The following is a 25,954-nucleotide window of genomic DNA, read 5'->3' as shown; positions in this document are numbered from 1 at the left end:
CACGAACGGACGTTGAGGAAGCGTCGCTCGCGCTCAGTGCCCTCGGTGGTCCTGGATCGTGATCCGCGGCCCGAACGACGGCTTCCGGAACCCGGAGCCACCGATCAACCGCACGACACGCTCCCGGTGCCCGCGCCAGGGTTCGAGCAGCTCGAGCATCCCGTCGTCGTCGACCGGGGCCCCGGTGAGCGCCCACCCGACGAGCGCCGGCACGTGGAAGTCCCCCACGCTCGGCGAGTCCGGGTCGCCGTGGGAGCGCTGCGCGGTCTCGGCGGCGGTCCACCGACCCACCCCGGGGATCGACTGCAGCTTGGTGGACACGACCTCGCCACCGCGCCCGTGCGCCAGGGTCCGTTCGAGTGCCGGCGCGAGCTTCACGGCGCGCATGACGGTGGCCGAGCGCCCCGGTTCGATGCCCGCCCGGTGCCACTCCCAGCTCGGGATCCGCGCCCACGTCGGAGCGTTCGGCGGCACCATCATGCCCGCGGGTGCCGGACCGGGCGCCGGGGTGCCGTGCCGACGGAGCAGGTACCGCCACGCGCCCCACGCCTGCCGCGAGGTCACCTTCTGCTCCATGATCGCCGGGACGAGCATCGCGACCACGGTGTTCGTGCGGAGCAGCCGGAGCCCGGGCTGCCGGTGTCGTGCCGCGGCGAGGAACTCGTTGCCGGAGACGTCGAACGACGACCAGTCGTCGCCGCGTCCGAGCAGATCGGGGGCGTGCTCGACCGCCCACGGGGCTCCGCTGCCCCACGCCGACACCGCGATGGTGTCGCCGGCCCGCCGGATCGCCACGGAGGCGGGACCGGAGGGCGTGCGCAGCGCGAGCCACACGACACCGCCGACCACCTGGAAGGCCGGGTCGCCGGAGCCGCGCTGCAGGGGCCGCAGGGTCGACGCGACGTCCACCGCGCCTCCAGGCCGGTACACCGTGTCGACGCGAGACGCGTCGCCGGACGCACCAGCGGCGTCGACGGCGGTGGAAGCGAGCAGGGACACACGGGGATGGTAATGCGGAACCACCGTCAGTCATGATGGGCACTGATCCCCACCACCCGACGACGGAGTTCCCATGCGCATCGGCATCCTCACCTCCGGAGGCGACTGCCCCGGCCTGAACGCGGTCATCCGCGCGATCGTCCTGAAGGGCATCGCCATCTACGGACACGACTTCGTCGGCTTCCGCGACGGGTGGCGCGGGGTGGTCGACGGCGACATCGTCCCGCTCGGCCGCAAGGACATCCAGGGCATCGCGAAGCAGGGCGGCACGATCCTCGGCACCAGCCGCACGAACCCGTTCGAGGGCCCCAACGGCGGGTTCGAGAACATCTCCGCGACCCTGCAGCGGCACGGCATCGACGCCATCGTCGCGATCGGTGGCGAGGGCACCCTGGCCGCCGCGAAGCGCCTGACCGACGCCGGGCTGAAGATCGTGGGCGTGCCGAAGACGGTCGACAACGACCTGGGTGCGACCGACTACACCTTCGGCTTCGACACCGCCGTCGCCATCGCGACCGAGGCCATGGACCGCCTGCGCACCACCGGCGAGTCGCACTCGCGCTGCATGGTCGCCGAGGTGATGGGCCGGCACGTGGGCTGGATCGCGCTGCACTCCGGCATGGCCGCGGGCGCGCACGCGATCCTCATCCCGGAGCAGAAGACGAGCATGGAACAGATCGCGAAGTGGGTGCGGGCCGCCTACGACCGCGGTCGCGCACCGCTCGTGGTGGTTGCCGAGGGCTTCGTCCCCGACCACGAGGACACGGCGCACACCGAGCGCGGGCTCGACGCCTTCGGGCGTCCGCGACTCGGTGGCATCGGCGAGCGCCTCGCGCCGCTCATCGAGGAGATGACGGGCATCGAGACGCGGGCCACGACCCTGGGGCACATCCAGCGCGGTGGCACGCCGACCGCGTACGACCGGGTGCTCTCGACCCGGCTCGGGCTGGCGGCGATCGACTCGGTCGTCGAGGAGCGCTGGGGCCGGATGGTGGCGCTGCGCGGCACCGAGATCGAGCACGTCTCGTTCGAGGAGGCGCTCGGCGAGCTCAAGACGGTGCCGCAGGCACGCTTCGACGAGGCCGCCATCATGTTCGGCTGAGGTGGGCTGGGCTGCCGGGGCGTTTCGGGCGTACCCGGTCGAATCGGGCGTACCCGGTCGGATGTTCTGCCCCGGTACGCCCGAATCCACCAGGCATCGCACGCGTTCTGGGAAAGAACGGACCGAAGGCCGGGAGGCCCGGGGTAGCGTCCGGCGCATGACCCGCGCCGTCCTCGTGTCCAGTGCAGCCCCGCCCACCGTCACCGACGTCGACCTGCCGGATCCGGCAGAGGGCGAGGCCCTCGTCGACGTCACGTACTCGAGCGTCAACTACAAGGACGGCCTGGCCCTCGCGCGGAACCCCGGCGTCGCCCGGCTCGACCCACTCGTGCCGGGGATCGACGTGGTCGGCACGGTGTCGGGGCTCGGGCCGGGCGTGCACGAGGTCGCGATCGGTGACCGGGTGGTGCTGAACGGTGCCGGCCTGGGTGAGACACGGCACGGGGGCTGGGCAAGGCAGGCCGTGGTGCCGTCGGGGTCGCTCGTCGTTCTGCCCGAGGCGATCGACGACTCGTTCGCGGCGGCCATCGGTACCGCGGGGTTCACGGCGATGCTCAGTGTGCTGGCGCTCGAGCGCTTCCTCGCGCCGGACGACGGGCCGGTGCTGGTGACCGGGGCGTCCGGCGGGGTCGGCACCGTGGCGATCGCACTGCTCGCGGCCCGCGGGTACCGGGTCACGGCGTCGACCGGTCGCGCGGCCAACACGGACTCGCTCCGCCGGCTCGGGGCCACCGAGGTGGTCGACCGCGGCACCCTGTCCGAGCCGGGCAAGCCGATGCAGCGCGCCACCTGGGCCGGAGCGGTGGACAGCGTCGGCGGGGCCACGCTGGCGAACGTCCTGGCATCGACCCGGTGGGGTGGTGCCGTCACGGCGTGCGGGCTGGCGCAGGACTCCGCGCTGCCGACGACCGTGCTGCCGTTCATCCTGCGGTCGGTGTCGCTGCTCGGGATCAACTCCGTCGACGCCCCGCTCGAGCTCCGACGTCGGGCGTGGGATCGGCTCGCGACCGACCTCGACGCGGCGCTCCTGGCCGACGTCACCCGCACCGTCACGCCCGAGCAGGCCATCGCGGTGGGGGCCGAGGTCGTCGCAGGACGGGTGCACGGTCGGACGGTCGTCGCCGTCGCGGGCTGATCTGGAATGTTTCCCGAGCGGTTGATTCAGCAAACGTTTGCATATTGGCACGCTAGGATTTCGAGTGTCGATTTCGTCCTCGAGGAGATGACATGCCGGTCCCCAAGTCCACCGTGGAGAGCTCTCCCCGGAAGCTCCTGCGCGACGTCGTCTACGACAAGATGCTCGCGGCCCTGCGCGACGGCACGCTGCAGCACGGCGAGCGCCTGAACGACGACGAGCTGGTCCAGTGGCTGGGTGTGAGTCGCACCCCGATCCGCGAGGCGATCGCGAAGCTCGTCGACATCGGCCTGGTCGAGATGGAGGCGAACCGCTACACCCGCGTCGCCACCCCGACCTTCGAGGACTGGGTCATCGCGACCCGCGCGACCGCCGGGTTCTTCGAGCTCAGCCTGCGCTGGGGCGTCCCCGAGTACAGCGACGAGGACGTCGAAGCCCTCACCGCGCTGCTCGACAAGGCCGACCGCATGCGCAAGGTGCGGGACTACGGCTTCAGCGGCGCCCTCACCGAGATCATCGAGTTCGCGGTCGAGCACTCCGGCAACCCCCTGGTGCAGAACGCGGCCGTCGGTGCCATGGAGCGGGTCCGCTTCACGCTCAACCCCACGCCGGCGTTCGAGCAGTACGGGTCCGAGGCGTTCTTCTCGATCCTGCGCGAAGCGCTCACCGAGCGCGACGGTGAAGGCGCTGCCGAGGCCGGACGCGCCCTCACCCGCAACTTCGAACAGCACATCGAAGCGGTCCGCGCCGACCGCGGCTGACCCGTGGTCGTCGGCGAGTGGGGTGACGCCGACCCCTGGGCGGCGGCGAACGACGACGCCTACACGTCCCTGCTCGCCCACGTCCGGACCGGCCCCCGCGGACCGGTGTCCGTCGACCTCGACGCACTGAGCTGGGAGTGGGGCGCTTCGCTCGGTGAGGTCCGATCGGCGGCGGCTCGGCTCGAGGACCTCGGCATCCTGGTCCACCAGCCGGACGGCACGTGGCAGTACGAGGAGCTCTCCGACGCCGACCTGTCCGACGCACTGGACTTCTGGGTCTCGCTCCTCGGTCCGGCCCTCCGTGCCACGATCCCGGCGCTCACCCCCGAACTGCGCGCCGAGCTCGATCGCCGGGTCGCGCGGGCCCGCACCACCGCTGCACTCCGGTTGCCGGAGTACCCGACGGCGTTCTCCGCCGCCTGCCAGTTCTGGTTCGAGCACTGCCCGAACATCCTGGTGCGCAGCCTGGGTCTGCGTGCGTTCGAGCGGATGCGGTGGGCACGCGTCCCCACCCAGCTCTGGTCGGTCCACGACGTGCACGCCTGGTTCGTGACCACCGGCCGCGCCGTGGACACCGGCGACCCGGGCGTCACGACCACCGCGGCAGAGGTCATCGACGGGCTGTTCGAGGTCCACCGGCGGAACGTCGGGGTGCCGCGGACGAGCCGCCCGGCGGACGACACCACCGAACACCGCGTCGGCCCGGTCGACCGCGCCCTGCTCCGCGACGTCCGCTCCGGCGCGTTGGCGGTCGGCTCGACGCACACGCTCGAGGACCTCGTGACTCGGACCGGTGCCCCACCCGAGCAGGTCCTCCACGGGATGCGTTGGCTGCACGACCTGGGCCTCGCCGAGAGCGACCGGGGACGCCACCGCATCGTCGAGCCGTCGCTCCCGACCTGGCGCGACACGATGGAGCTGCTCACCGGCGTCTTCGCCCATGGTGCCGTCCACGTCCTGCCCGGGCTGCACGGACCCGACCTCGAGGAGTTCCGCGCGCTCGTCGAACGGGCGCGCGCGGACGGCCAGGTGCGCGACCACCGCTACACCGAGAGCGCGTTCGCCGTCACCCGGTTCCTGGCCGAGCAGTCCGGCAACCGCTGGACGCGGCAGGCACTCCGGCTCGCGATGGCTCGGCTCGCCTACGCGCTGCCCGAGGCCCCGGCGTTCCGGCAGTGGGACGCAGAAGCGCTCTGGCTGGCGCTCGACACGGCGGCCGGCAGCCGAAACGTCGGTGCCGGCCGGGCAGCGGCCCGCCGGTTCGTCGACGTCGCAGGGGCGCACGTGGACGACGTCACGGCGCGGTGGGGCACGATGGGGTCATGACCGACCCGCACGACGACGTCTTGATTCACGCCACCGGGGTCCGCGTCACGCGCTCCGGCCGCGACCTGCTGCACGGCATCGACCTGACCGTCCGGCGCGGGGAGCACTGGGCGCTGCTCGGACCGAACGGGGCCGGCAAGTCCACGCTGCTGGCCGTCCTCGGCGCGACCGGACACCCCACCGCCGGCACGGTCGAGGTCCTCGGCCGCCGGCTCGGACGCGTCGACGTCCGCGAACTCCGGGAGCATATCGGCCACGTCGACCCCCGGCACCGGATGCTCTCGCCGCTCACGGTGCTCGAGACGGTGCTCACCGGGCTCACCGGCACGACGGACCTCATGATGCGATGGGAGCCCTCGGCCGAGCAGGTCGCGCTGGCCGAGCAGCACATCGCCAACGTCGGACTCACGGCACGACGGGACGCCCGCTGGCCGGTGCTGTCGCAGGGTGAGCGGGGACGCGCCCTCATCGCCCGTGCCCTGATGTCCGAACCCCAGCTGCTGCTGCTCGACGAGCCGGCGACCGGCCTCGACGTCGCCGCACGGGAGCACCTGCTCGAGACCGTCGACGCGCTGCGGCACCGGCACCCCGAGCTGGGCAGCGTCATGGTGACCCACCACCTGGAGGACCTGCCGGCCTCGACGTCGCACGCGATGCTGCTCCGCGACGGCGCCGTCGTGGCCCAGGGCACCTCGGACGAGGTCATCACGTCGTCGGCGGTGTCGCACGCGTTCGACTTCCCGCTCGCGATCCTGCGGTCGGAAGGGCGCTGGGCGGCACGCCGATCCGCCTGACGAGGTGCAGCGGCCAGCCGTACCCGCAGCAGCCCGCAGGCCAGCCGTACGCCCAGGCAGCCCCCGCCGGAGCCGCTCCCTACGCACCCCCGCCCAAGTCGTCGTCCTCCCGAGGCAAGCGCGTCCTGATCTCGGTGCTCGGTGTCGTCGTGGCCGTGGTGGTGGCGTTCCTCGTCCGCCAGGGCCTCAACGCGGCCTTCAGCGACTCCACGGAGGAGAAGGTCTCGAAGGCCGTCGAGCAGATCCGCGAGCAGAGCGATCTACCCAAGCACGTCGACTCCGTCACGACGTGGACCGGGATCGAGGCCGAGGGCGCCGCGATCCACTACGTCTACACGGTGTCGTCGAACGTCGATCCGGCCTCGATCACCGAGGGGGCCATCCGCGACGCCGTCGGGCCGAACCTCTGCTCGAACAGCGAGACGAAGAAGCTCCTCGACGAGGACGTCGACATGCGGTACACCTACAAGTTCGAGGGCTCGTCGAAGACCGTCGACACGACCTTCACGAAGGCCGACTGCTCCTGAGCCCGGACGCCCGTCACGCGGTCGCGGCGGCAACAGCCTCCGCGCCCGTCACGCGGTCGCGGCGGCAGCAGCCTTCGCGGCCGCGGGCAGGGCGTCGAGGATCCGTCCGACCGCGCGGTCGTCGTGCGCGGCCGTGACGAACCACGCCTCGAAGACGCTCGGCGGCAGGGTCACCCCGGCGTCGAGCATCGCGTGGAAGAACGGCGCGTAGCGGAACACGTCCTGTGCCCGCACGTCGTCGTAGTTCCGCGGTGCCTGCTCGGTGAACGCGAACGAGAACAGGTTGCCGGCGCGCTGCACGGTGTGGGCGACACCCTCGGCCGACAGGGCCTCCGACGTGGCCGCCGAGATGACCGCAGCCGTGCGGTTCAGCGACTCGTACACGGACGGCGTCGCGGCTCGCAGCGTGGCGATGCCGGCGGCGACGGCCAACGGGTTCCCCGACAGGGTGCCCGCCTGGTACACCGGCCCGAGCGGGGCGAGGAAGTCCATGACCTCGCGCCGACCGCCGAGTGCGGCGAGGGGCATGCCACCGCCGATGACCTTGCCGAACGTGATGAGGTCGGGCTTCCACCCGGCGCCGTCCGGCACGACCTTGGACGCCTCGAGGCCCCACCAGCCGGCAGCACCGACGCGGAACCCGGTCAGGACCTCGTCGACGATGAGCAGAGCCCCGTGCGACTGCGTGATCTGCGCCAGGGCACGGTTGAAGCCGCGCTCCGGTGCCAGGACGCCCATGTTCGCGGCGGCGGACTCGACGATGACGGCGGCGATGCGCTCGGAGTGCTCGTCGAAGGCCCGGCGGACGGCGTCGAGGTCGTTGTACGGCAGCACGAGGGTCTGCGCGGCGGTCTCGGCGGTGATGCCCGCACTGCCCGGCATGGCCAGGGTCGCGACGCCCGAGCCGGCCTCGGCCAGCAGGGAGTCCGAGTGCCCGTGGTAGTGCCCGGCGAACTTCACGAGCAGGTCACGACCGGTGTAGCCGCGGGCCAGCCGGATCGCGGTCATCGTGGCCTCGGTGCCGGTCGACACCATGCGGAGCTTCTCGATGGGGCCGTCGCCGTCCACCGACACCCGCTGCTTCACCAGTTCGGCAAGCTCGGTCTCCCCCGGGGTCGACGCCCCGAACGACAGTCCGCGCGCGGCGGCCTGCTGCACCGCCTCGACCGTGCCGGGGTGCGCGTGCCCGAGGATCGCGGGGCCCCACGACGCGACGAGGTCGACGTACTCGCGGCCCTCGGCGTCGGTGACGTAGGCGCCCTTCGCGGACACCAGGAACCGCGGGGTGCCGCCGACCGACCCGTAGGCGCGGACCGGGGAGTTCACACCACCCGGGATCGCGTTCTTGGCACGGCCGAAGAGCTGGTCGTTCGTGGTCATTCGGGGGCCTTCCCGGTCGAGGCGATGCCGGCGACGTCCGCGGTGCTGCCCGAGGTGCGGAGGCCCGCTTCCTCGTTGAGCTTCCGCGCGATGTCGACGGCGAAGTAGGTCAGGATCGCGTCGGCACCGGCGCGCTTGATGCCGACGAGCGACTCCATCGCGGCGGCGTCGCGGTCGATCCACCCGTTCTGCGCTGCTGCGGTGATCATCGCGTACTCGCCGGAGATCTGGTACGCCCAGACCGGGACGGGCGAGGTCGCAGCGGTCTCGGCGAGCACGTCGAGGTAGCTCATCGCCGGCTTCACCATCACGATGTCGGCGCCCTCGTCGACGTCGAGCTCGACCTCGCGGAGCCCCTGCCGACCGTTCGCGGCGTCGATCTGGTACGTCCGGCGGTCGCCGACGAGCGACGACGACACGGCCTCGCGGAAGGGACCGTAGAACGCCGAGGCGTACTTGGCGGCGTAGGCGAGCAGCGCGGTGCCGCTGTGCCCGGCACCGTCGAGGGCGTCACGTGCGGCGGCGATCTGGCCGTCCATCATGCCGCTCATGCAGACGAGCTCGGCACCGGCTTCGGCCTGCGCGACCGCCATGTCGCGGTAGCGCAGCAGGGTGGCGTCGTTGTCGACGGAGCCGTCGGCTGCCAGAACACCGCAGTGTCCGTGGTCGGTGAACTCGTCGAGGCACAGGTCGGACTGCACCACGAGGGCATCGCCGACCTCTTGCCGAGCAACACGGATCGCCACGTTGAGGATGCCGTCCGGGTCGGTCGCGCCGGAGCCGGTGGCGTCCTTCGTGGCCGGGACGCCGAACAGGTTCACGCCACCCACACCGACCGACGCGGCGTCGACCAGCGCGCGGCGGAACGAGTCGAGGGAGTGCTGCTGCACGCCCGGCATGCTCGAGATGTCCACGGCGTCGGTCGCGCCTTCGCGGATGAACATCGGCAGCACGAGCTCGGCGGGGTGGAGCCGGGTCTCGGCCACGAGTCGTCGCATCGCGGGGGTGGCGCGGAGCCGACGGGGGCGGACCTGGGGGAAGCGTCCAGTCACGGGTGACCTTCCTGGTGGGGGGTGGTTGGGTTCAGTGCCTCGACGACGGCGTCGAGCAGGGCTTCTGCGGACCGGGTGCGTCCGACCGCGTGCACGGGGAGTCCGGCCGCACGGGCGTCGGTCGCGGTCCCGGGGCCGATGCAGGCCACGATGGTGCGGGGGTCGAGCGGGGTCATCCGGCGGGCGATCTCGCGGGCGACGCTGCCGCTCGTCACGAGCACCGCAGCGGGCGCCGTCTCGAGGGTGATCGGCTCGTCGCCGGTCCCCACGGTACGGTACGCGACCACGTCGTCCACGTCGATGCCGCGGGCACGGAGGCCGTCGACGAGCGTGGGTGCCGCGATCTCGGAGCGGGGGAACAGCACGGTGCCGTCGGTGTCCGGCAACTCCTGCACCAGGCCGGCCGCGGACGTCTCGTCCGGCACCAGGTCGACGACCCAGCCCGCAGCGCGCGCGGCACGGGCGGTCGGCTCGCCGACCGCGGCGACGCGCACCCCGGCCGGGAGGCCCGCCACGCGTTCCGACAGGACCGTCACGGCCGTCGCACTGGTCACCACCACCCATGCGTAACCAGCCACAGGGGTTCGGCCACCGACAGAATTCGGCGATCCGTTCCTCCCGGCCGCCCCGGAGGCGACCAGGCGGCGGACCGCAGCGTCGAGCGCGGAGGGGTCGGACGGCGGAGCGTCCGTGATGAGGGGGACGACGACGGGGGCGAGCCCACGGGCCCGCGCCGCTGCGGCGACCCGGTCCCCCCACGCACCGCCACGCGGGACGAGGACGACCGGGGGTCGCGCCTCGTCCCGCGTCGCGGTGGTGGAGGGTTCCGTGGTGACCGCCTACTCGGCCGGCGTCGCGAGGCCGGGGCCCGCGGTGTACGGCCCGTCCGTGGTGTCCTCGGCGACGGTGGTCGCCAGGTCGGCGAGGTCGGCGGCACCGTTCTCGAGCAGCTCGGTCGCCACGCGGCCACCGACCGCGAGTGCTTCGTCGAGACGCTCCTGCGCGGACCCGTCGAGCACGGCCGCGTGCGACGCCGTGCGGTACTCGGTGCCGTCGGGACGGTAGACGGTCGCGGACACGAGCAGCAGCTCGGCGTCCACGACGGCCGTCGCACCGATCGGGGCGGAGCAGCCGGCCTCGAGCTTGGCGAGGACCTCGCGCTCGGCCGTCACCGTCAGGCGGGTGGGGGCGTGCTCGATCTTGCGGAGCGCGGCGAGCAGCCCACGGTCGGTCTCGTCCGAGCGGATCTCCACCGCGAGCGCACCCTGTCCGGGAGCACTCGGCCAGAAGCCGAGGTCGAGCAGTTCCGTGGCGTCCGACAGGCGGTCGATGCGGCCGAGGCCGGCGGCGGCGAGCACCACGGCGTCGAGGTCGTCGTCCACCCGGCCGAGTCGGGTGTCGATGTTGCCGCGGATGTCGACGACGTCGAGGTCGGGGCGCTGCGCACGGAGCTGCGCGGCACGGCGGGGCGAACCGGTGCCGACCTTCGCGCCCTCGGGCAGGGTCTCGACGGTGGCGCCGTTCCGGGCGACGAGGACGTCACGGGCGTCCGCGCGCTTCGGCACGGCACCGATCGTCAGCCCCGGGTACGGCGCGGTCGGCAGGTCCTTGAGCGAGTGCACGAGCACGTCGACCTCGCCGGCGACCAGGGCTTCACGCAGGGCGCTGGCGAAGACACCGGTGCCCCCGAGCGACGCCAGGGAGGCACGGTTCGTGTCGCCCTCGCTCGTGACGGTGACGAGTTCGACGGGGCGACCGGCCGCCTTCGCCAGGCGGTCGGCCACGTCCTGCGACTGCGCGACCGCGAGACGGCTGGCACGGGTGCCGAGCCGGATCGGGGTCGGGCCGTCGGGCCCTGTGGCGCCGGGGTCGTCCACGGTCGTGTCGGTCACGGAGCGACGCCCGCGGCGGCGGGCTTGAACCCCGCTCGCACGTTCTCGCAGCACCCCGGACGGCACACGTCGTACCAGGGGCCGATGTCGGTCATGTGCGGGCGCTCGGCCTTGGGCGTGCCGTTGACGCGCTCGAGCACCAGGTCGACGAGACCGGACACGTAGGCCGGGTCGATGCCGGGGGTCTGCGTGCGGAGCGACCAGAAGCCGAGCTCACCGGCGGTCTCGGTGGCTTCCTCGTCGAGGTCCCACATGACCTCCATGTGGTCGCTGACGAAGCCGAGCGGGACGATCAGCACGGCACGCGTCGGGCCGCCCTTGAGGTCCTCGTTCATGTAGTCGTTGATGTCGGGCTCGAGCCACGGCTGCGTCGGGGGGCCCGACCGCGACTGGTAGACGAGCTTCCAGGCGGGCTTTGACGTGCCCTGCAGGTGGGCGTGCTCGGGCTGCTCGAGGAGCTCGGCCCAGGCCTGGTCGAGGACGACCTCGCCGACGGCCAGGTGCTGCGCCTCGTACGCGCCGTGCTCGTCGAACCCGCGGTAGTCGGGGCCCGAGCGGGCGGCGTCGGTCGAGGGGATCGAGTGCGTCGAGAAGAGCACCTGCAGCTCGGTCGCGACGTCGAGGCCCTCGTTCTCGGCGATCGCGCGGGCCATGCCGTCGCGGACGCCGTCGATGAACGGGCGGACGAAGCCCGGGTGGTCGAAGAACTGGCGGATCTTGTCGATCTGGATGGTGTCGATCAGACCGGTCTCGGTGAGCACGCGGGCGTAGTCCTCGCGGTACTGCCGGCAGCTCGAGAACGACGAGTACGCGCTCGTGGCGATGGCGACGAGCTTCGTGTAGCCCTTGTCCGCCGCCTCGGTGAACGCTTCTTCGAGGTAGGGCTCCCAGTTGCGGTTGCCCCAGAGGACCGGCATGTCGATGCCGCGCGACGCCAGCTCGGCCTCGAGCGCGGCCTTGAGCGCACGGTTCTGCGCGTTGATCGGGCTCACGCCGCCGAAGTGGCGGTAGTGGTGCGCCACTTCTTCGAGTCGCTCGTCCGGGATCCCGCGGCCACGGGTGACGTTGCGCAGGAAGGGGATGACGTCGTCCTGGCCCTCGGGGCCGCCGAAGCCGGCGAGCAGGATCGCGTCGTACGCGGTCGGCGTCTCGACGTGCTCGGGACCGGACGCCGCCGCGGGGGTGGCAGCGAGGACCTGGCCGTTCGTGATCATGCTGGTGTCGGTCATGACAGCACCTCCGGGAGTTCGGCGGTCGTCACGCGACGACCCGTGAAGAAGGGGACCTCTTCGCGCACGTGCATGCGCGCCTCGGTGTAGCGGAGGTCGCGCATCAGGTCGACGAGGTCGACGAGGTCCGGGCTCTCGAGCGGCAGGATCCACTCGTAGTCGCTCAGGGCGAAGGTCGCGATGGTGTTCGTGAGCACGCGGCGGTACTTCGCGCCGGCGATGCCGTGGTCGCGGAGCATCTTCGAGCGCTCCTCTTCCGGCAGCAGGTACCACTCGTAGGAGCGGACGAACGGGTACACCGTGATCCACGCCTCGGGGTCCTTGCCGCGCAGGAACGCGGGGGTGTGCCGCTTGTTGAACTCGGCCTCGCGGTGCATGGCCATGACGTGCCACACCGGCTCGGCGTCCTGGAACAGGCCGGTGCGACGGATCTCGCGCAGCACGGCCTGGATGGCCTGCGCGTCGTCGCCGTGCAGCCAGACCATGACGTCGGCGTCGGCACGGAAGGCCGAGACGTCGTAGAAGCCACGGATCGTGACCCCGCGCTCGGCGGCGCTGGCGATCACGGTGTCGAGTTCGGCCACGGCGTCGTCGCCGACGCGGTGGACCGGACCGAGGGGCCGGCGGAACACTGCCCAGAGGGCGTAGGCCGTCAGCAGGTTCGGGTCGATCCCGGAGTCCGGCTGACCGGTCTCGGCGGGTTCGGTGTGGGGGTGGTCGTTCGCGTGGGCGGGCGCGTCGGAGCTCATGGATCCATTGTCCTATCGGTTGCCAGGGTGTTGGCCGCCCCGCATCCGGTGGACCGCGCTCGGGCGGTCTACCGCCGTCGGAGCACCATCACGACGATACCCCCGACCACCGCTACGCCGGCTGCGAGACCGGCCAGGTAGGGCACCGGCTTCTCGTCGAGGCCGCGCTTGAACTTCGACGCCGCGATCCCGATCTGCTTCGGGACGTTGAGCTTGTCCTCGATCGCGTCGAGGGTGTCGAACAGCTGGGCGCGGGTCGCGGCGACGCGAGCAGCGAGATCGTCGTGCGGGTCGGTCACGGTTCCTCCGTCGGTGGTGCGGCTGTCGGGGCTGTCGGCGCTCAGGAGCGGCCGTCGACGTCCGGCTTGCGGCTGCCGTACTGCGTCGGCGGGGTCGGCTTGTTGCCGAGGCCCTTGACCGCGTTGATGTCGTCCTTCACGCTGGCGATCGTGCGCTTCGGCGTGATCGGCAGGCCCTTCTTCAGGCGCTTCCAGCCGATCAGGCCGAGGATCGCGGCGATGATCAGCATCACCACGGCCACCACCAGTGCGGCCAGCCACGCCGGCATCACGGTCGCGAGGCCCATCACGGCTGCGGTCAGCAGGACGCCGATCGCGTAGAGCACGACGACGAGCGCACCGACCAGCAGACCGGCTGCGAGACCGAAGACCTTCGCTTTCGCGAGCATCTCGGCCTTGAGCAGGTCGATCTCGCCCTTGACCAGGCCCTTGACGAGCTTCGGGACGTCGCCGACCAGGCCGAACAGCGAACGCGACTTGCGATCGCGGGTGTCGGTCATGAGGTGGTGGTGTCCTTCTTCTGGCCGACCTTGCGCACGGCCTTCTTGGTCGTCTCACCGATGAACTCGGCGACGTCCGGGGTCTTGTCGGCGATGAAGTCCTCGGCGACGTGCACGCCCTTCTGGACGCCGTTGCTGTTCCAGACCTTGCCGCTGACGGTCTTGATCTGCTCGTACCGCGCCCGTCCGGCTCGCGATCCCAGGACGTACCCGAGTGCGGCGCCGGCGACGAACAGGAGCTTTCCGCGCATGTGCGATTCCTCCGTGCATTGGTTGTGCGGTGGTCATGCACCGAACGGAATACGTCCGGCGGTCTCACCAACAGTAGCCCTCAGGGGCTGCGCGGTCCGCTCAGGAACCGATGATCTCGTCGGCTGCCGTCCGAGCGGCGGCGATGATCCCCGCGAGGCCGCGTCCGGTCGAGGCTTCGCCGATGCCGACGACGCCCTCGGCCAGCCCGGCCGCGGTGAGGTCCGGTCCGTACCAGCCGACACGTGCGGCACCGCTGACGCGGTCGGCCGTGATCGGCACACCGAGCAGCGTGGACGCGTCCTGCAGCGCACGGCTGCCGACGGGGTCGGTCGGGTCGACCGGGAGGCTCGTGGCGACGCCCGCGGGGTCCGTCGCGGTGGTCGCGTAGCTGAGCCGCAGGACGTGGCGTCCGTCCGCCACGTCGGCCAGCCACGGCCACTTCACCGTCGCGTGCGTGAGGGCCTTCGCCGACACGGCCTGCGCGTCCGGGTGCACGAGCATCCCGGTTCCGCGCGGGGCGGCGTCGAGCTCGGGCTGGTCGACGACGAGCGTGACGAGCTGGATGCCCGTCCGGTCGGGGGCGGCGGCACGCTCCGGGTCGGCGACGGAGGACAGGGTGTGCTGGGCCGGCAGCCGTTCGGTGGCGCCGTCGGCGCCGACGATCTCGACCGCGTGCGCCTCGATGCGGGTCGCCCGGGTGTGCAGCCGGACGTCCACCCCGTAGGTCGCCATGTCGGCGACGAGCTCGTCCACCAGGCGCACCGTCCCACCGCGGATCCCCTGCACCGGGGTGCCGGCGGCCGCGCGTGCCCGCAGCGACAGGACGGCCCGGGCGAGCGAGCCCTCGCGCAGGAGTGCGGCGCGCAGGCCCGGAGCCACCCGGTCGGGGTCGAGCTGGTCGGGGTGGGTGGAGTGCACGCCACCGGCGATCGGCACCACGAGGTCGTCGAGCACCCGCTCCCCCATGCGCCGGCGGACGAGTTCGCCGAGCGACGAGGCCTTGGCGCCGACCGGTGCCGGCAGCAGCGAGTCCATCTGGGCGCGCAGGCCGCCCTTCTGTCCGACCACGGCCAGCACGTCGGCGGCCATCGGGGTGCTCGGGATGCCGAGGAGCCCGGTCGCCGGGATCGGTGAGGTTCGGCCGTCGCGGGTCATCAGCCAGGCGCCGCGGGGGTCGGGGGCGACGACGTCGTTGCCGAGCCCGAGCTCGATCGCCAGACGGCCGACAGCGTCCGTGCGGGTGGCGAAGGAGTCCGCCGCCATGTCGAGGTCGATCCCGCCGACGGTGTGCCGACGGATCATGCCGCCGAGCTCACCCGAGGACTCGACGAGCACCACGTGGGCGCCGCCCTTGGCGAGGTCACGGGCGGTGACGAGCCCGGCGACCCCGCCGCCGACCACGACGACGTCGGTCACGCGCCGGCTCCGTCCTGCGCTGCACCGTCGTCCGCGCGGCCGTCGCCGAGCGAGTGGACCAGCTCGACCACCCGGGTCAGGACGTCCGGGTCGGTCTCGGGCGGGACCCCGTGGCCGAGGTTCACGACGTGGGCCCGTGCGGCGCCGCCCCGACGGACGACGTCGCGGACGTGCGCTTCGAGGACAGCCCACGGCGCCGAGAGCATCGCCGGGTCGATGTTGCCCTGCACGCTGACCCCGGTGCCGACGCGCTGGACCGCCTGGTCGAGCGGCAGGCGCCAGTCGACCCCGACCGCGTCGACGCCGACGGTGTCCGTGCCGAAGGTCGTCATGTCGGCCAGGACCTCGCCGCTGCCGACGCCGAAGTGGATGCGCGGCACCCCGAGCTCGGCGACGTGCGACATCGCCTGCGCGGAGTGCGGTGCGACGGACCGGACGTAGTCGGCGCGGGAGAGCGACCCGACCCACGAGTCGAAGAGCTGCGCGGCCGAGGCCCCGGCGAGCACCTGTGCCCGGAGGAACATCCCGGACACCTCGGCGGCCCACGCGAGCAGCCGCGACCAGGTCTCGGGGTCGGCGTGCATGAGCGTGCGGGCGCGGATGTGGTCCTTGGACGGGCCACCCTCGACCAGGTAGGCGGCGAGGGTGAACGGCGCCCCCGCGAAACCGATCAGCGGGGTGTCGCCGAGCTGCTCGACCGTGCGTCGGACGGCCTGCTCGATCGGGGCGAGGGCCGCGGGGTCGAGCTGCTCGAGGGCGTCGACGTCGGCGGGGGTCCGGATCGGCGACGAGAGCACCGGGCCACGACCGGGGACGATCTCCACGTCCACACCGGCGAGCTTGATCGGCACGACGATGTCGCTGAAGAAGATGCCCGCGTCGACCCCGTGCCGGCGCACCGGCTGCAGGGTGATCTCCGACGCCATCTCCGGGTCGAGGCACGCGTCGAGCATGGCCGTGCCGATCCGGAGCTCCCGGTACTCCGGCAGGGACCGTCCGGCCTGCCGCATGAACCACACCGGGAGCGTCTCCGGACGGTCACCCCGCAGGGCCCGTACCAGGCGGGAACCACTCGTCCGCCCTGATGCCAGGGGGTGGGAGTCGGGGAGGGATGTGGTCGTCGCTTCGGTCACCGGATGATTCTCCCATCGAGCGCGTTACCATTGACTACGTGCTCATCTGTCTCACGGCGTCGCATCGCAACGCCAGCTTCGATCTCCTGGAGCGACTGAGCATCGGTGCACCCGCGGCAGCCAGCCGACTCGTCACGGATGCCGGCGTCCTGGACGGTGCCGTGGTGCTCGCCACCTGCAACCGTTTCGAGGCGTACCTCGACATCGCGGGCGACGAGAGCGACTCGGCCGTCTCCGCCACCGTGCAGGCCGTGGCCGCCGCGAGCGACCTGGACGCCACCGAGGTCCTGGACTCCGTCAACGTGCTGGACGGCAAGGACGTCGTGCAGCACCTGTTCGCCGTGTCGAGCGGACTCGAGTCCGTCGTCGTCGGCGAGACCGAGATCTCCGGCCAGGTCCGGCGCTCGCTCGAGGACGCCCGGTCGAACGGCACCACCACCTCGGACCTCGAGCGCCTGTTCCAAGAGGCCGCGCACACCTCCCGCGGCGTCAAGACCCGCACCCGCATCGGCGCCGCCGGCCGGTCACTCGTGCGCCTCGGCCTCGAACTCGCCTCGTCGCGGGTCACCGACTGGGCCCGCACCCGCGTGCTGCTCGTCGGCACCGGCAGCTACGCGGCCACCACCATCGCCGCCCTGCGTGACCGCGGCGCCTCGAACATCCAGGTGTTCTCGCCCTCGGGCCGGGCACCCTGGTTCGCCGCCAAGCACGACCTCGTCGCCGCCCGCGACCTGCGCCAGGCCATCAGCGAGAGCGACGTCCTGATCACCTGCACCTCGAGCGAGGTCCCGGTCGTCGCACCGGCCGACCTCGACGACGGGGTCCGCCGCATCGTCATCGACCTCGGGCTCCCCCGCAACGTCGACCCCGCGGCCGCCGGCGTCGACGGCGTCGAACTGCTCGACCTCGAGACGATCAGCATCCACGCCCCGATCTCCGAGCTGAACGCCGAGTCCGAGGCCCGGGCGATGGTCGACGACGCCGTGTCCCGGTTCCGCGCCCAGGCGATGGAGCAGTCGACGACCCCGGCGCTCGTGGCGTTCCGCAAGCACGTGTTCGACATCCTCGACGACGAGATCGAGCGGGCCAAGCGCCGCGCGGACGCCGACGGCGAGTCCGTCGAGCACACCGAGCGGGCGCTCCGGCACCTGGTCGGCGTCCTGCTGCACCGTCCCTCGGTCCGCGCCCGTGAGCTCGGTCGCGCCGGTCGCGGCGAGGAGTTCGTCGGGGCGATCGACTCCCTGTACGGCGTCCGGCCGGAGGCCGAGCCGGAGCTGCCGTCGCCCGTCGTCCCGCTGGCCGACCGCACGGCACTGGACCCGACCGCCTCGGATCGCGACGACCAGGCGGACGCGAGCTGAGCCTCCAGGCCGCTCCGCAAGCACCCACGCTGCGCGTGAGTGCGCTGCTGCTGGTGCGTGACCGACGTGTCCTGATGGTGCGCGCCCGGGCGCGCGACGTGCTCTACCTGCCCGGCGGCAAGGCGGAGCCGCACGAGACCGACGTCGAGGCCGCCGTGCGCGAGGCGTACGAGGAGACCGGCCTGCGGCTCACCGCCGACGACGTCGACCCGTTCGGCGTCGTGCTCGAGCCCGCCCACGGGCAGGCTCCGGGGACGATGGTCGCGATGACGCTGTTCCTGGTCCGGCCGGGAGGCCCGCTGGACTCCGCCACGCCCGTCGCCTCGGCCGAGGTGGACGAGGTCGAGTGGGTCACCTCCGTCAACGCGGACCGCTGCCCGCCTGCGGGCGTGGAGACGCTCCGCCGCCTGGTGGCGGCGGAGCTGATCGACTGACCGTCAGGCGCAGAGCGACGACGCAGAGGAGCCCATGCTCAAGGATGAGTACTCATCCTTGAGCATGGGCTCGCTTCCGCTCGGGTTCGTCAGGCCTTGTCGGTGTCGGTGTACTCCCCGACCTCGCCGTTCTGGGCTGGCTCGGTCTCGCCGGGGATGTCCGAGTCGACGTACTCGCCGTCGGGTCCGGCTCCGTCGGGACGGGTCTCGCCGGGGATGTCGCTCGAGACGAACTCGCCGACGGGCTCCGTCGACTCGACGTGCTCCTCGCCCGGGATCTCGCTGTCCGTGAAGGCTCCGGCCCGGGGCTCGACCCCGTCCGCGCGACCCTCGTCGCCTCGTGCCTGTTCGTGCTTGCCCGTCATGTCCGACCTCCGCTGCTCGGGTTGCTTGCCTCGGAGTGTGCCCGTGGTCCCTGGACGCCGACCGAACCGGATGCGGCGTTCGGTGGTTGCCTGTGCACCATGCAACGCAGCAGCCGATCGAAGTTCCTGCTCGTCGTGACCGGGCTCGTCGCCGTCGGGACTCTGGCGGGGTGCGCCTCGGACGGGCAGCCCGCCGCGACCGAGACAGTCACGGCGCCCGCGCCGTCGCCGTCCGCGTCGGCGTCCACGCCGCAGTCGTCCGAGGAGTCCGCCTCGGCGGCACCGTCCTCCGGGTCCGGCTCGTCCGCCGGATCCGGTGCCACCGGCGAGGCTTCCGGCGACCGGTGCGCGGTGTCGTCGTTGGCCGGACGCATCGAGGCCGGCAGCGGTGGTGCCGCCGGCAGCGTCATCGTGCACCTGGTGCTCGAGAACACCGGGTCGACGACCTGCACCGTGCAGGGGTGGCCCGGCGTCTCGTTCGTCGGGGGTGGCACCGGCAAGCAGATCGGGGCTGCGGCGACGGCGGAGAAGAGCTCGCCGCACCCGACCGTGACCCTGGCGCCCGGCAAGACCGCCGTCGCACCGCTCAAGATCGTCCGGGCCGAGAACTACTCGGCGGGCGACTGCTCGCCCGAGACCCCGGACGGCTTCCGCGTGTACCCGCCCGGGTCGAAGCAGTCCCTGTTCGTGAAGGACACCGACTTCCAGGCGTGTGCGTCGGCCGATGCCTCACTGCTGTCCGTGCAGGCGTTCGTGCCGGAGGGGCAGGCGACCTCGTAGGCGTCGGGCACGATGGGCACCGTGACCACCACGATCAGCGACGAACGACCGGGCACCGACGAGCTGGTGGCGCTGTACGACGCCGTCGGGTGGACCGCGTACACGCAGGACCCCGCAGCCCTCACGGCGGCGATCGCCGGCTCCCACACCGTGCTGACCTCCCGCGACGACGACGGGCACCTGCTCGGCCTGGTCCGCACGGTCTCCGACGGCGTGACGATCGTGTACGTGCAGGACGTCCTCGTCCTGCCGTCCGCGCACCGGTCCGGCATCGGCGGCGCACTCCTCGACGCCGTCCTGCAGCGGTACGCCGACGTTCGCCAGACGGTCCTGCTCACCGACGCGGAGCCGGGGCAGCGGGCGTTCTACGAGTCACGTGGGTTCGTGGAGGCCCACGACGTCGAACCGCAGCCGCTGCGCTCCTTCGTGCTCCTGCGCTGAGCGACGGCGAGCGGCGAGCATCGAGCGGCGTGCGCCGTCAGCGACGAGCCGGGGCGTGTACGGCCTCGAGCACCTCGGTGCCCATGGTCCGCAGCGCCTCGACGACCGCCAACCGCCGCTGCAACGAGGCGTCGTCGAAGGTCACCGTCACGGCGTAGCTGACCGACGACCCGGGCCCCCGCAGGATCCCCGCCTCGGCCCGCACGCCGGTGCTCGACCCGGTGACCGCGACGACCTGCAGCCCGTGGTCGAGCGCCCGGTGCGCCAGGGGGTCGAGCCCGAAGGAACCGGCGACCAGGTTCAGGTCGCTCGCCAGGGACAACCAGCCGAGCACCCGGTTCGACACCGCCTCGTCGACGACCTCGCCGAGCGCCAGTCCGCGCATCACCCACGACAGCTCCCCGGTCGGTGCGACGGAGGCGTCGGGGGCGTCATCCGGGCCGCGGCGGTCCCGCACGCGGTCGATCAACGCCGTGCGCTCGATGCCCAGGGACTCCGCACGCTCCCGGACGGCGTCGATGCCCACGGTCGACAGCAGTGCGTTCATGGCCCAGGCGTCGGCGGTGGCCCCGACCAGGGTCGCCAGGTCGGGCACCTGCATGGTCGGCTCCTGCAGGAACTGCCACAGGCCGGCACCGGTCGCGGTGTCGCGGGCCATGCGCTGCAGGCGGTCACCGTGCAGGCGGCCGTCCTCGAGCTGGGCGGCGACCTCGATGAGCAGCAGGACGCGGCCCAGGCTCGCGACCGGCTGCACCAGGGTGTCGTCGATCGCCAGCAGGGCCTTGCCGCTGGAGGTGTCGATCACCGAGGCGCTGACCCCGGCACCCTCGAGCGCGAGGGCACCGAGGGCCTCGGTGGTGGCGGTGAAGCGGTCGTCGGACCGGCCGCTGTGCCGCCCACGACCGCGGCCGCCACCTGCTGGGCGGTCGTCCGGTCGCCGGCGGCGCGACGACCGGGCCGCGTCCGGCTCCGTCATCACCAGATCGCGACGCGCTCGGCGGGGTCGAGGTACATCGCGTCCTGCTCGGTCACGCCGAAGGTGTCGTACCAGACGTCGATGTTCCGCACGACCTGGTTGCAGCGGAACTCGTTGGGCGAGTGCGGGTCGATGCTCAGCAGACGAGCCGCCTCTTCCGGGCGGATCGCCATGCGCCAGGCCTGGGCCCAGCTCAGGAAGAAGCGCTCGGCACCCGTGAGGCCGTCGACGACCGGGGGCTCCTGGCCGTCGAGCGACAGCAGGTACGCCTTCCACGCGATCGACAGGCCACCGAGGTCACCGATGTTCTCGCCGATCGTCAGGGCACCGTTCACGTGGCTGTCGGGTACCTCGGTCGGCACCAGGGCGTCGTACTGGGCGATGAGGGCCTTCGTGCGTTCCTCGAACGCCGCGCGGTCGGCCTCGGTCCACCAGTTCTCGAGCTTGCCGTCGCCGTCGTACTGCGACCCCTGGTCGTCGAAGCCGTGGCCGATCTCGTGCCCGATGACGGCACCGATCGCGCCGTAGTTCGCGGCGGCGTCGCGGTCTGCGTCGAAGAACGGGAACTGCAGGATGGCGGCCGGGAACACGATCTCGTTGAAGCCGGGGTTGTAGTACGCGTTGATCGTCTGCGGGGTCATGAACCACTCGTCGCGGTCGATCGGCTTGCCGATCTTGCCGAGCTCGCGGTCGACCTGGAACGAGGCGACGGCGCGGACGTTCGCGACCAGGTCGTCGGCGAGGACGGGCAGCGCCGAGTAGTCGCGCCACTTCACCGGGTAGCCGATCTTCGGCGTGAACTTGTCGAGCTTGTCGAGCGCACGGGCACGGGTCTCGTCGGTCATCCAGTCGAGCGCCGTGATGCTCTGCCGGTACGCCTCGACCAGGTTGGCGACGAGGTCGTCCATCTTGGCCTTCGAGGTCTCGTCGAAGTGCTCCTGCACGTAGATGCGGCCGACGGCCTCGCCCATCGCGCCCTCGACCAGCGAGACGCCACGCTTCCAGCGCTCGCGCTGCTTGGGCGCACCGGTCAGTGCGGTGCCGTAGAACGAGAAGTTCGTGGCCGAGAACGCGCTCGTCAGGTACGCGGCGGAACCACGGATGACCTGCCAGCGCAGCCAGTCCTTCCAGACCTCGAGCGGCTGGTCGTTCAGCAGGTCGGCCAGGCCGGTGATGAACGAGGGCTCGCGCACCACGACGGTCTCGAACGCACCGGCCGGGGCGTCGATGGCCTGCCACCAGGTCTGCAGGTCGACGCCCTTCGCGAGCGCGGCGACCTCGGCCCAGGGCAGCTTGTTGTAGGTCTTCTGGCTGTCGCGCGTCGTGACGTTGTCCCAGTGCTGGGCGGCGAGCGCCGTCTCGAGCGCGATGACGTGCTCGGTGCGGGCGCCTCCGTCGTCGAGGCCGGCGAGCGGGAACATCGCCGCGACGAACTCGCGGTACTTCTCGCGGATGTCGGCGAAGCGCTCTTCGCGGTAGTACGACTCGTCGGGCAGCCCGAGGCCGGACTGCTCCAGGAACACGACGTAGGACTCGGGGTCGCCCGGGTCGTTGTCGACGAAGAGCTGCAGGAAGCTCGGCAGACCGAGGCGCTCGAAACGGCCGACGGCGGCGATGACCTCGCGCGTGGACTGGATCTCGGTGATCTCGGCGAGCAGGTGCTCGATCGGTGCGGTGCCGAGCTCCTCGAGCCGGGCTTCGTCGGTGAACGAGGTGAAGAGGTCACCGACCTTGCGCTCCTCGGTGCCGGGGGCGGCCTGCTGCGAGCGTTCGATGATGTCGCGCACGGCGATCTCGGCGGCTTCGGCCAGCACCGTGAAGGAGCCGTACCGGGCCTTGTCGTCGGGGATCGGCGTCGCCTCGATCCAGGTCCCGTTCACGTGGCGGTACAGGTCGTCCTGGGGGCGCACCGCGGGGTCGAGTTCGTCAGTGTGGATGCCGGAGGCACGTGCGACGTCGGTCATGCGGTCCACGATAGCCACCGACCCCATGGGGCAGGTCGATCCGGGTCGTCACCGGCACACGGCTGCCGGTACGGTCATCGCATGGGACTTCCGTGGAAGCTGCACGGAGACGGCAAGACCGTCTCCGCGACGACGATCGTGGCACCCGACGAACGGCTCACCTGGCCCCGGACGATCGGCCTCGGGGTGCAGCACGTCGTCGCGATGTTCGGCGCCACGTTCCTGGTGCCGCTGCTGACCGGGTTCCCGCCGTCGACGACGCTGCTGTTCAGCGGTATCGGCACGATCCTGTTCCTGCTCATCACGGGCAACCGCCTGCCGAGCTACCTCGGCTCGTCGTTCGCGTTCATCGCCCCGATCGGTGCGGCGACCAAGATCGGTGGCATCCCGCTCGCCCTGTCCGGCATCATCGTCGTCGGTGCCCTGCTCGCGATCGTCGGGCTCGTCGTGCACCTGGCCGGCGCCGGGTGGATCGACCGGCTGATGCCCCCGGTGGTCTCCGGCGCGATCGTCGCCCTGATCGGCTTCAACCTGGCTCCGGCGGCCCGCGACAACTTCACGGCGGCCCCGGTCATCGCGCTCATCACCCTGGCGGCGATCATCCTGGTCACCGTGCTGTTCAAGGGCCTGATCGGCCGGCTGTCGATCGTCATCGGTGTGCTCGTCGGCTACATCGCGGCGCTCATCGGCGGCCAGGTCGACTTCTCGAAGGTCGACGCAGCACCGTGGATCGGCCTGCCGGAGTTCACCGCTCCCGCGTTCGACCCCTCGCAGCTCGCGATCTACCTGGCGTTCGTGCCGGTCGTCCTGGCACTGGTCGCCGAGAACGTCGGCCACGTCAAGGGCGTCGGGCAGCTGACCGGCCGTGACCTCACGCCGCTCACCGGTCGCGCGCTCTTCGCCGACGGCGTCTCGACCGTCCTTGCCGGTGTCGGCGGCGGCTCCGCCACCACCACCTACGGCGAGAACATCGGCGTCATGGCCGCCACCCGCGTCTTCTCCACCGCCGCCTACTGGGTCGCCGCCATCGCGGCCGTCCTGCTCGGCCTGTCGCCGAAGATCGGTGCCGTCATCTCCTCGGTGCCGGCCGGCGTGCTCGGTGGCGCCACCACCGCGCTGTACGGCCTGATCGGCGTCATCGGCATCCGGATCTGGGTCGAGAACCGCGTCGACTTCTCGAAGCCGAAGAACCAGCTGACGGCCGGCATCGCCCTGATCATCGGGATCGCCGACTTCACGTTCCGCTTCGGCCAGGCGAGCTTCGGCGGCATCATCGTCGGCACCATCGCAGCGATCGTCGTCTACCACGTGATGGACGTCATCGGCCGGGCCCGCGGCACCGACGAACCATCGACCGAGGTCGCCGACCCCGCACACGCCGCCACCGGCGCTGTTCCCGCGGAACCACGCGCCGACTGACGCGAGTGGTCGGCTGGAACGCGCGTCCGGCCTGACGACGTGGGACCACCGGACTGGAGGCCCGTGGCGGTGCCGCCACGGGCCTCCAGTCCGTCCCGGCGCGCGCCGCGATCGGGAACCGGGTTCTGATCACCCAGACCGGGAACTTGCTCGATCCCATCTCCCGGAAGTTCGCCGGAGCTCGGGCTACGCGACGGCGACGATCTCGAGGAACGTCTGCTCCGTGACGATTTCGATGGTCTGGCCCGTGGCGGCGAGGTCCTTCGCTCGTTGGACCTTCCCGCTGAGGGAGGTTCCGGGGCGGAGCGTTGCGGAGTCGAAGCCGCCCATCACGACCAACGTGGTCTTCTTGGTCACGTTGCCCGAGACGACGGCTCCGAACGAAGCGACGAGCGTCTGCGCCTCGGTGCGGGTGTAACTGTCGAGGTCGCCAGAGAAGCACACCACCTCTCCGAACAGGGGGTGGGCCGGGTCAGCCTCGACGGCCGGTTGAGGAAGGTCGGCCTTTCGCTGGTACACACGGCCAGCTCGGTTGGTGCCCTTCGACCGGATTGGCACGGCAGCCCAGAGTTCGTCGACACTCTCGATGTGCTGCTCCTCAGCGATGCGCAGGATGATCAGCGCGCAGGCGAGCGAGTCAGCGCCGGCTTCGTGGTGATGGAAGTCAGGTAGAGCAAAGTGTTCGACGACCAGCGGAAGACGGTGACTGGGCAGTTTGCAGTGGTGCCGGACCACGGCGAGCGCATCGAGGAAGTTCAGTTGCGGGTCGGGTGCTCCTGTGAGCGAGTTGGCCGCGTTGTAGACGCCCTTGTCGAAGGGACTGTAGGCGACGACGGGAAGCCCGTTCGTCACGGTGCGCAGCTGCTCAAGGGTCTCGGACCATGTCGGGGCGCCGTCGACGTCGTCCGGCCCGATGCCGTGGAGGTACGTGTTGGTGAAGTCCAGCCCAGTGGGCGGTTCGACGTACCAGGACGTCGTGGACTGGACAGCCCCGTCGATGACCGTGGTGAGGCCAACGGCACAAACCGATGCACGGTCGAAGTTGGCCGTTTCGAAGTCGAGGGCAACGAAGCTCAGCGTCATGCCGGCAGCTTAGGTGAGAACGGCTCGTTCTTCGCTCCATCTGCCCCTCGACTGGAGTGTCCGGTGATCGCTCGAGCGTCACCGACAGTCGAGCGAGTGCAGAATGATCAGGGTTGGCTGCGCAACGGGATGTGGCCCCACCAGCCCAGGCCAGCGGCGTCGAAATCGAGGATGTCGAGGTAAGCGCCAAGTGGTTCGCCGATGTTGAAGTCCGCGACCTCCTGTCCGAACTCCTCTGGAGTCGACTGGTCGCCGGTTGCGTAGGCGTCCGTGCGGTCGATCGTCGTCCACCGGTCGCGGATGATCCCGACGCGAGGACCTTGCCACGGGGAGTCGTAGACGACGCGGAACTCGTCAGCCGTGGCCCAGGCGTCGTGCACGACGACGCTTGCCGCCTCGGTTGGGCCGCCGTCACGGAGTTTTCGGAGGCATGCGAGCAGAGCCCGCTGACCCCATTCCTCGGCACGAGACGCCTCGAGTTCTGCGATCAGCTCAGCATGTCGAACGCTCTCCATGTGGCGAACGTATCAAGCGAACCGTCCGACGACGGACCTGGCCCCGATCGGTGCGGCGATGCTTCCGAAA

Annotated in this window: 28 protein-coding genes; 11 read left to right on the top strand and 17 right to left on the bottom strand. The window is 71.5% G+C overall.

The window, feature by feature from the left end; translation table 11 throughout:
* Window positions 1-33 precede the first annotated feature (33 nt).
* The gene (locus tag DEJ20_RS00675; protein ID WP_111234414.1) at window positions 34-999 is read right to left on the bottom strand and encodes a DNA-3-methyladenine glycosylase family protein; all 966 of its coding nucleotides are present in this window, start codon (window positions 997-999) and stop codon (window positions 34-36) included.
* A gap of 73 nt (window positions 1,000-1,072) precedes the next feature.
* Here DEJ20_RS00675 and DEJ20_RS00670 point away from each other — a divergent pair, with 73 nt between their 5' ends.
* The 6 genes from DEJ20_RS00670 to DEJ20_RS00645 all read left to right on the top strand — a co-directional run bounded on the left by DEJ20_RS00670 (window position 1,073) and on the right by DEJ20_RS00645 (window position 6,644).
* Window positions 1,073-2,101 (top strand): 6-phosphofructokinase, encoded by a 1,029-nt coding sequence (locus DEJ20_RS00670; RefSeq protein WP_111028748.1) that lies wholly within the window; start codon window positions 1,073-1,075, stop codon window positions 2,099-2,101.
* A 157-nt stretch (window positions 2,102-2,258) separates the two neighbouring features.
* Window positions 2,259-3,236: an MDR family oxidoreductase gene (locus tag DEJ20_RS00665; protein ID WP_111234415.1), complete on the top strand. Its 978-nt coding sequence runs from the start codon at window positions 2,259-2,261 to the stop codon at window positions 3,234-3,236.
* Window positions 3,237-3,328: 92 nt separating this feature from the next.
* Window positions 3,329-3,997 carry a GntR family transcriptional regulator gene (locus DEJ20_RS00660; RefSeq protein WP_071404482.1) on the top strand — a complete coding sequence of 223 codons (669 nt, stop codon included), beginning with the start codon at window positions 3,329-3,331 and terminating at the stop codon, window positions 3,995-3,997.
* Window positions 3,998-4,000: 3 nt separating this feature from the next.
* Entirely contained in the window at window positions 4,001-5,323 is a 1,323-nt protein-coding gene (locus DEJ20_RS00655) for a hypothetical protein (protein ID WP_111234416.1), read from the top strand.
* A complete protein-coding gene (locus tag DEJ20_RS00650; RefSeq protein WP_111234417.1) occupies window positions 5,320-6,117 on the top strand; it encodes an ABC transporter ATP-binding protein in 798 nt (265 codons plus the stop codon). Before DEJ20_RS00655 ends, DEJ20_RS00650 begins: the two co-directional genes overlap by 4 nt.
* A gap of 134 nt (window positions 6,118-6,251) precedes the next feature.
* Window positions 6,252-6,644 (top strand): DUF8479 domain-containing protein, encoded by a 393-nt coding sequence (locus DEJ20_RS00645; protein WP_111234418.1) that lies wholly within the window; start codon window positions 6,252-6,254, stop codon window positions 6,642-6,644.
* A 48-nt stretch (window positions 6,645-6,692) separates the two neighbouring features.
* Here the strand turns inward: DEJ20_RS00645 and hemL are convergent, their stop codons facing one another.
* The 11 genes from hemL to hemE all read right to left on the bottom strand — a co-directional run bounded on the left by hemL (window position 6,693) and on the right by hemE (window position 16,546).
* Complete coding sequence (gene hemL / locus DEJ20_RS00640; protein ID WP_111234419.1) at window positions 6,693-8,024, bottom strand: glutamate-1-semialdehyde 2,1-aminomutase; 1,332 nt, start codon at window positions 8,022-8,024, stop codon at window positions 6,693-6,695.
* Window positions 8,021-9,076 carry a porphobilinogen synthase gene (gene hemB / locus DEJ20_RS00635; protein ID WP_284183360.1) on the bottom strand — a complete coding sequence of 352 codons (1,056 nt, stop codon included), beginning with the start codon at window positions 9,074-9,076 and terminating at the stop codon, window positions 8,021-8,023. The genes hemL and hemB overlap by 4 nt, the downstream gene beginning before the upstream one ends.
* Window positions 9,073-9,654, bottom strand: coding sequence for a uroporphyrinogen-III synthase (locus DEJ20_RS00630; protein WP_258370482.1), 582 nt, complete (start codon window positions 9,652-9,654; stop codon window positions 9,073-9,075). Before DEJ20_RS00630 ends, hemB begins: the two co-directional genes overlap by 4 nt.
* 261 nt (window positions 9,655-9,915) lie before the next feature.
* On the bottom strand, window positions 9,916-10,968 hold the full coding sequence (hemC, locus tag DEJ20_RS00625; protein WP_258377074.1) for a hydroxymethylbilane synthase: 1,053 nt from the start codon (window positions 10,966-10,968) through the stop codon (window positions 9,916-9,918).
* Window positions 10,965-12,197 (bottom strand): ferrochelatase, encoded by a 1,233-nt coding sequence (locus DEJ20_RS00620; RefSeq protein WP_111234422.1) that lies wholly within the window; start codon window positions 12,195-12,197, stop codon window positions 10,965-10,967. The genes hemC and DEJ20_RS00620 overlap by 4 nt, the downstream gene beginning before the upstream one ends.
* Window positions 12,194-12,946, bottom strand: a complete 753-nt coding sequence (gene hemQ / locus DEJ20_RS00615) for a hydrogen peroxide-dependent heme synthase (RefSeq protein WP_111234423.1) — start codon at window positions 12,944-12,946, stop codon at window positions 12,194-12,196. The genes DEJ20_RS00620 and hemQ overlap by 4 nt, the downstream gene beginning before the upstream one ends.
* Window positions 12,947-13,014: 68 nt before the next feature.
* Window positions 13,015-13,245, bottom strand: a complete 231-nt coding sequence (locus DEJ20_RS00610) for a DUF3618 domain-containing protein (RefSeq protein WP_027467026.1) — start codon at window positions 13,243-13,245, stop codon at window positions 13,015-13,017.
* 41 nt (window positions 13,246-13,286) lie between these two features.
* Complete coding sequence (locus DEJ20_RS00605; RefSeq protein ID WP_111234424.1) at window positions 13,287-13,745, bottom strand: phage holin family protein; 459 nt, start codon at window positions 13,743-13,745, stop codon at window positions 13,287-13,289.
* The gene (locus tag DEJ20_RS00600) at window positions 13,742-13,996 is read right to left on the bottom strand and encodes a hypothetical protein (protein ID WP_017887727.1); all 255 of its coding nucleotides are present in this window, start codon (window positions 13,994-13,996) and stop codon (window positions 13,742-13,744) included. The genes DEJ20_RS00605 and DEJ20_RS00600 overlap by 4 nt, the downstream gene beginning before the upstream one ends.
* 100 nt (window positions 13,997-14,096) lie before the next feature.
* On the bottom strand, window positions 14,097-15,413 hold the full coding sequence (locus tag DEJ20_RS00595; protein WP_111234425.1) for a protoporphyrinogen/coproporphyrinogen oxidase: 1,317 nt from the start codon (window positions 15,411-15,413) through the stop codon (window positions 14,097-14,099).
* Window positions 15,410-16,546, bottom strand: coding sequence for a uroporphyrinogen decarboxylase (gene hemE, locus DEJ20_RS00590; protein ID WP_111234426.1), 1,137 nt, complete (start codon window positions 16,544-16,546; stop codon window positions 15,410-15,412). Before hemE ends, DEJ20_RS00595 begins: the two co-directional genes overlap by 4 nt.
* 38 nt (window positions 16,547-16,584) lie before the next feature.
* Here hemE and DEJ20_RS00585 point away from each other — a divergent pair, with 38 nt between their 5' ends.
* Both DEJ20_RS00585 and DEJ20_RS00580 read left to right on the top strand, forming a co-directional pair.
* Entirely contained in the window at window positions 16,585-17,907 is a 1,323-nt protein-coding gene (locus DEJ20_RS00585; protein ID WP_111234427.1) for a glutamyl-tRNA reductase, read from the top strand.
* 35 nt (window positions 17,908-17,942) lie between these two features.
* Window positions 17,943-18,341, top strand: a complete 399-nt coding sequence (locus DEJ20_RS00580; RefSeq protein ID WP_111234428.1) for an NUDIX hydrolase — start codon at window positions 17,943-17,945, stop codon at window positions 18,339-18,341.
* An 89-nt stretch (window positions 18,342-18,430) separates the two neighbouring features.
* Here DEJ20_RS00580 and DEJ20_RS00575 read toward each other — a convergent pair whose 3' ends face one another.
* Complete coding sequence (locus DEJ20_RS00575) at window positions 18,431-18,706, bottom strand: hypothetical protein (RefSeq protein WP_111234429.1); 276 nt, start codon at window positions 18,704-18,706, stop codon at window positions 18,431-18,433.
* A gap of 99 nt (window positions 18,707-18,805) precedes the next feature.
* On the opposite strand from DEJ20_RS00575, the gene DEJ20_RS00570 reads away from it, so the two are divergent.
* Both DEJ20_RS00570 and DEJ20_RS00565 read left to right on the top strand, forming a co-directional pair.
* Entirely contained in the window at window positions 18,806-19,486 is a 681-nt protein-coding gene (locus DEJ20_RS00570) for a DUF4232 domain-containing protein (RefSeq protein WP_111234430.1), read from the top strand.
* A gap of 21 nt (window positions 19,487-19,507) precedes the next feature.
* Window positions 19,508-19,927, top strand: coding sequence for a GNAT family N-acetyltransferase (locus DEJ20_RS00565; protein ID WP_111234697.1), 420 nt, complete (start codon window positions 19,508-19,510; stop codon window positions 19,925-19,927).
* A 37-nt stretch (window positions 19,928-19,964) separates the two neighbouring features.
* Here DEJ20_RS00565 and DEJ20_RS00560 read toward each other — a convergent pair whose 3' ends face one another.
* Window positions 19,965-20,903, bottom strand: coding sequence for a serine hydrolase (locus DEJ20_RS00560; protein WP_071248868.1), 939 nt, complete (start codon window positions 20,901-20,903; stop codon window positions 19,965-19,967).
* Window positions 20,903-22,867, bottom strand: a complete 1,965-nt coding sequence (locus tag DEJ20_RS00555) for a M13 family metallopeptidase (RefSeq protein ID WP_111234698.1) — start codon at window positions 22,865-22,867, stop codon at window positions 20,903-20,905. The genes DEJ20_RS00560 and DEJ20_RS00555 overlap by 1 nt, the downstream gene beginning before the upstream one ends.
* A gap of 81 nt (window positions 22,868-22,948) precedes the next feature.
* On the opposite strand from DEJ20_RS00555, the gene DEJ20_RS00550 reads away from it, so the two are divergent.
* Complete coding sequence (locus tag DEJ20_RS00550) at window positions 22,949-24,286, top strand: uracil-xanthine permease family protein (RefSeq protein WP_111234431.1); 1,338 nt, start codon at window positions 22,949-22,951, stop codon at window positions 24,284-24,286.
* Between the two features lie 186 nt (window positions 24,287-24,472).
* Here DEJ20_RS00550 and DEJ20_RS00545 read toward each other — a convergent pair whose 3' ends face one another.
* Together DEJ20_RS00545 and DEJ20_RS00540 are read right to left on the bottom strand one after the other, a co-directional pair.
* Window positions 24,473-25,369 (bottom strand): exonuclease domain-containing protein, encoded by an 897-nt coding sequence (locus DEJ20_RS00545; protein WP_111234432.1) that lies wholly within the window; start codon window positions 25,367-25,369, stop codon window positions 24,473-24,475.
* A 107-nt stretch (window positions 25,370-25,476) separates the two neighbouring features.
* Window positions 25,477-25,884 (bottom strand): hypothetical protein, encoded by a 408-nt coding sequence (locus DEJ20_RS00540; RefSeq protein WP_140448665.1) that lies wholly within the window; start codon window positions 25,882-25,884, stop codon window positions 25,477-25,479.
* Window positions 25,885-25,954 lie beyond the last annotated feature (70 nt).

Source organism: Curtobacterium sp. MCSS17_005 (assembly GCF_003234225.2).
GTDB lineage: Bacteria > Actinomycetota > Actinomycetes > Actinomycetales > Microbacteriaceae > Curtobacterium > Curtobacterium flaccumfaciens.
This window is presented reverse-complemented; position numbering and strand designations above follow the sequence as displayed.

Excerpts from the sequence above, each read along its gene's own strand:
- DEJ20_RS00570 (WP_111234430.1), top strand. The coding sequence starts at position 18,806 with ATGCAACGCAGCAGCCGATCGAAGTTCCTGCTCGTCGTGACCGGGCTC.
- DEJ20_RS00545 (WP_111234432.1), bottom strand. The coding sequence starts at position 25,369 with ATGACGCTGAGCTTCGTTGCCCTCGACTTCGAAACGGCCAACTTCGAC.
- DEJ20_RS00650 (WP_111234417.1), top strand. The coding sequence starts at position 5,320 with ATGACCGACCCGCACGACGACGTCTTGATTCACGCCACCGGGGTCCGC.
- DEJ20_RS00605 (WP_111234424.1), bottom strand. The coding sequence starts at position 13,745 with ATGACCGACACCCGCGATCGCAAGTCGCGTTCGCTGTTCGGCCTGGTC.
- hemL (WP_111234419.1), bottom strand. The coding sequence starts at position 8,024 with ATGACCACGAACGACCAGCTCTTCGGCCGTGCCAAGAACGCGATCCCG.
- hemQ (WP_111234423.1), bottom strand. The coding sequence starts at position 12,946 with ATGAGCTCCGACGCGCCCGCCCACGCGAACGACCACCCCCACACCGAA.
- DEJ20_RS00555 (WP_111234698.1), bottom strand. The coding sequence starts at position 22,867 with ATGACCGACGTCGCACGTGCCTCCGGCATCCACACTGACGAACTCGAC.
- DEJ20_RS00575 (WP_111234429.1), bottom strand. The coding sequence starts at position 18,706 with ATGACGGGCAAGCACGAACAGGCACGAGGCGACGAGGGTCGCGCGGAC.
- DEJ20_RS00665 (WP_111234415.1), top strand. The coding sequence starts at position 2,259 with ATGACCCGCGCCGTCCTCGTGTCCAGTGCAGCCCCGCCCACCGTCACC.
- DEJ20_RS00670 (WP_111028748.1), top strand. The coding sequence starts at position 1,073 with ATGCGCATCGGCATCCTCACCTCCGGAGGCGACTGCCCCGGCCTGAAC.
- DEJ20_RS00600 (WP_017887727.1), bottom strand. The coding sequence starts at position 13,996 with ATGCGCGGAAAGCTCCTGTTCGTCGCCGGCGCCGCACTCGGGTACGTC.
- DEJ20_RS00660 (WP_071404482.1), top strand. The coding sequence starts at position 3,329 with ATGCCGGTCCCCAAGTCCACCGTGGAGAGCTCTCCCCGGAAGCTCCTG.
- DEJ20_RS00550 (WP_111234431.1), top strand. The coding sequence starts at position 22,949 with ATGGGACTTCCGTGGAAGCTGCACGGAGACGGCAAGACCGTCTCCGCG.
- DEJ20_RS00540 (WP_140448665.1), bottom strand. The coding sequence starts at position 25,884 with ATGGAGAGCGTTCGACATGCTGAGCTGATCGCAGAACTCGAGGCGTCT.
- DEJ20_RS00620 (WP_111234422.1), bottom strand. The coding sequence starts at position 12,197 with ATGACCGACACCAGCATGATCACGAACGGCCAGGTCCTCGCTGCCACC.
- DEJ20_RS00560 (WP_071248868.1), bottom strand. The coding sequence starts at position 20,903 with ATGACGGAGCCGGACGCGGCCCGGTCGTCGCGCCGCCGGCGACCGGAC.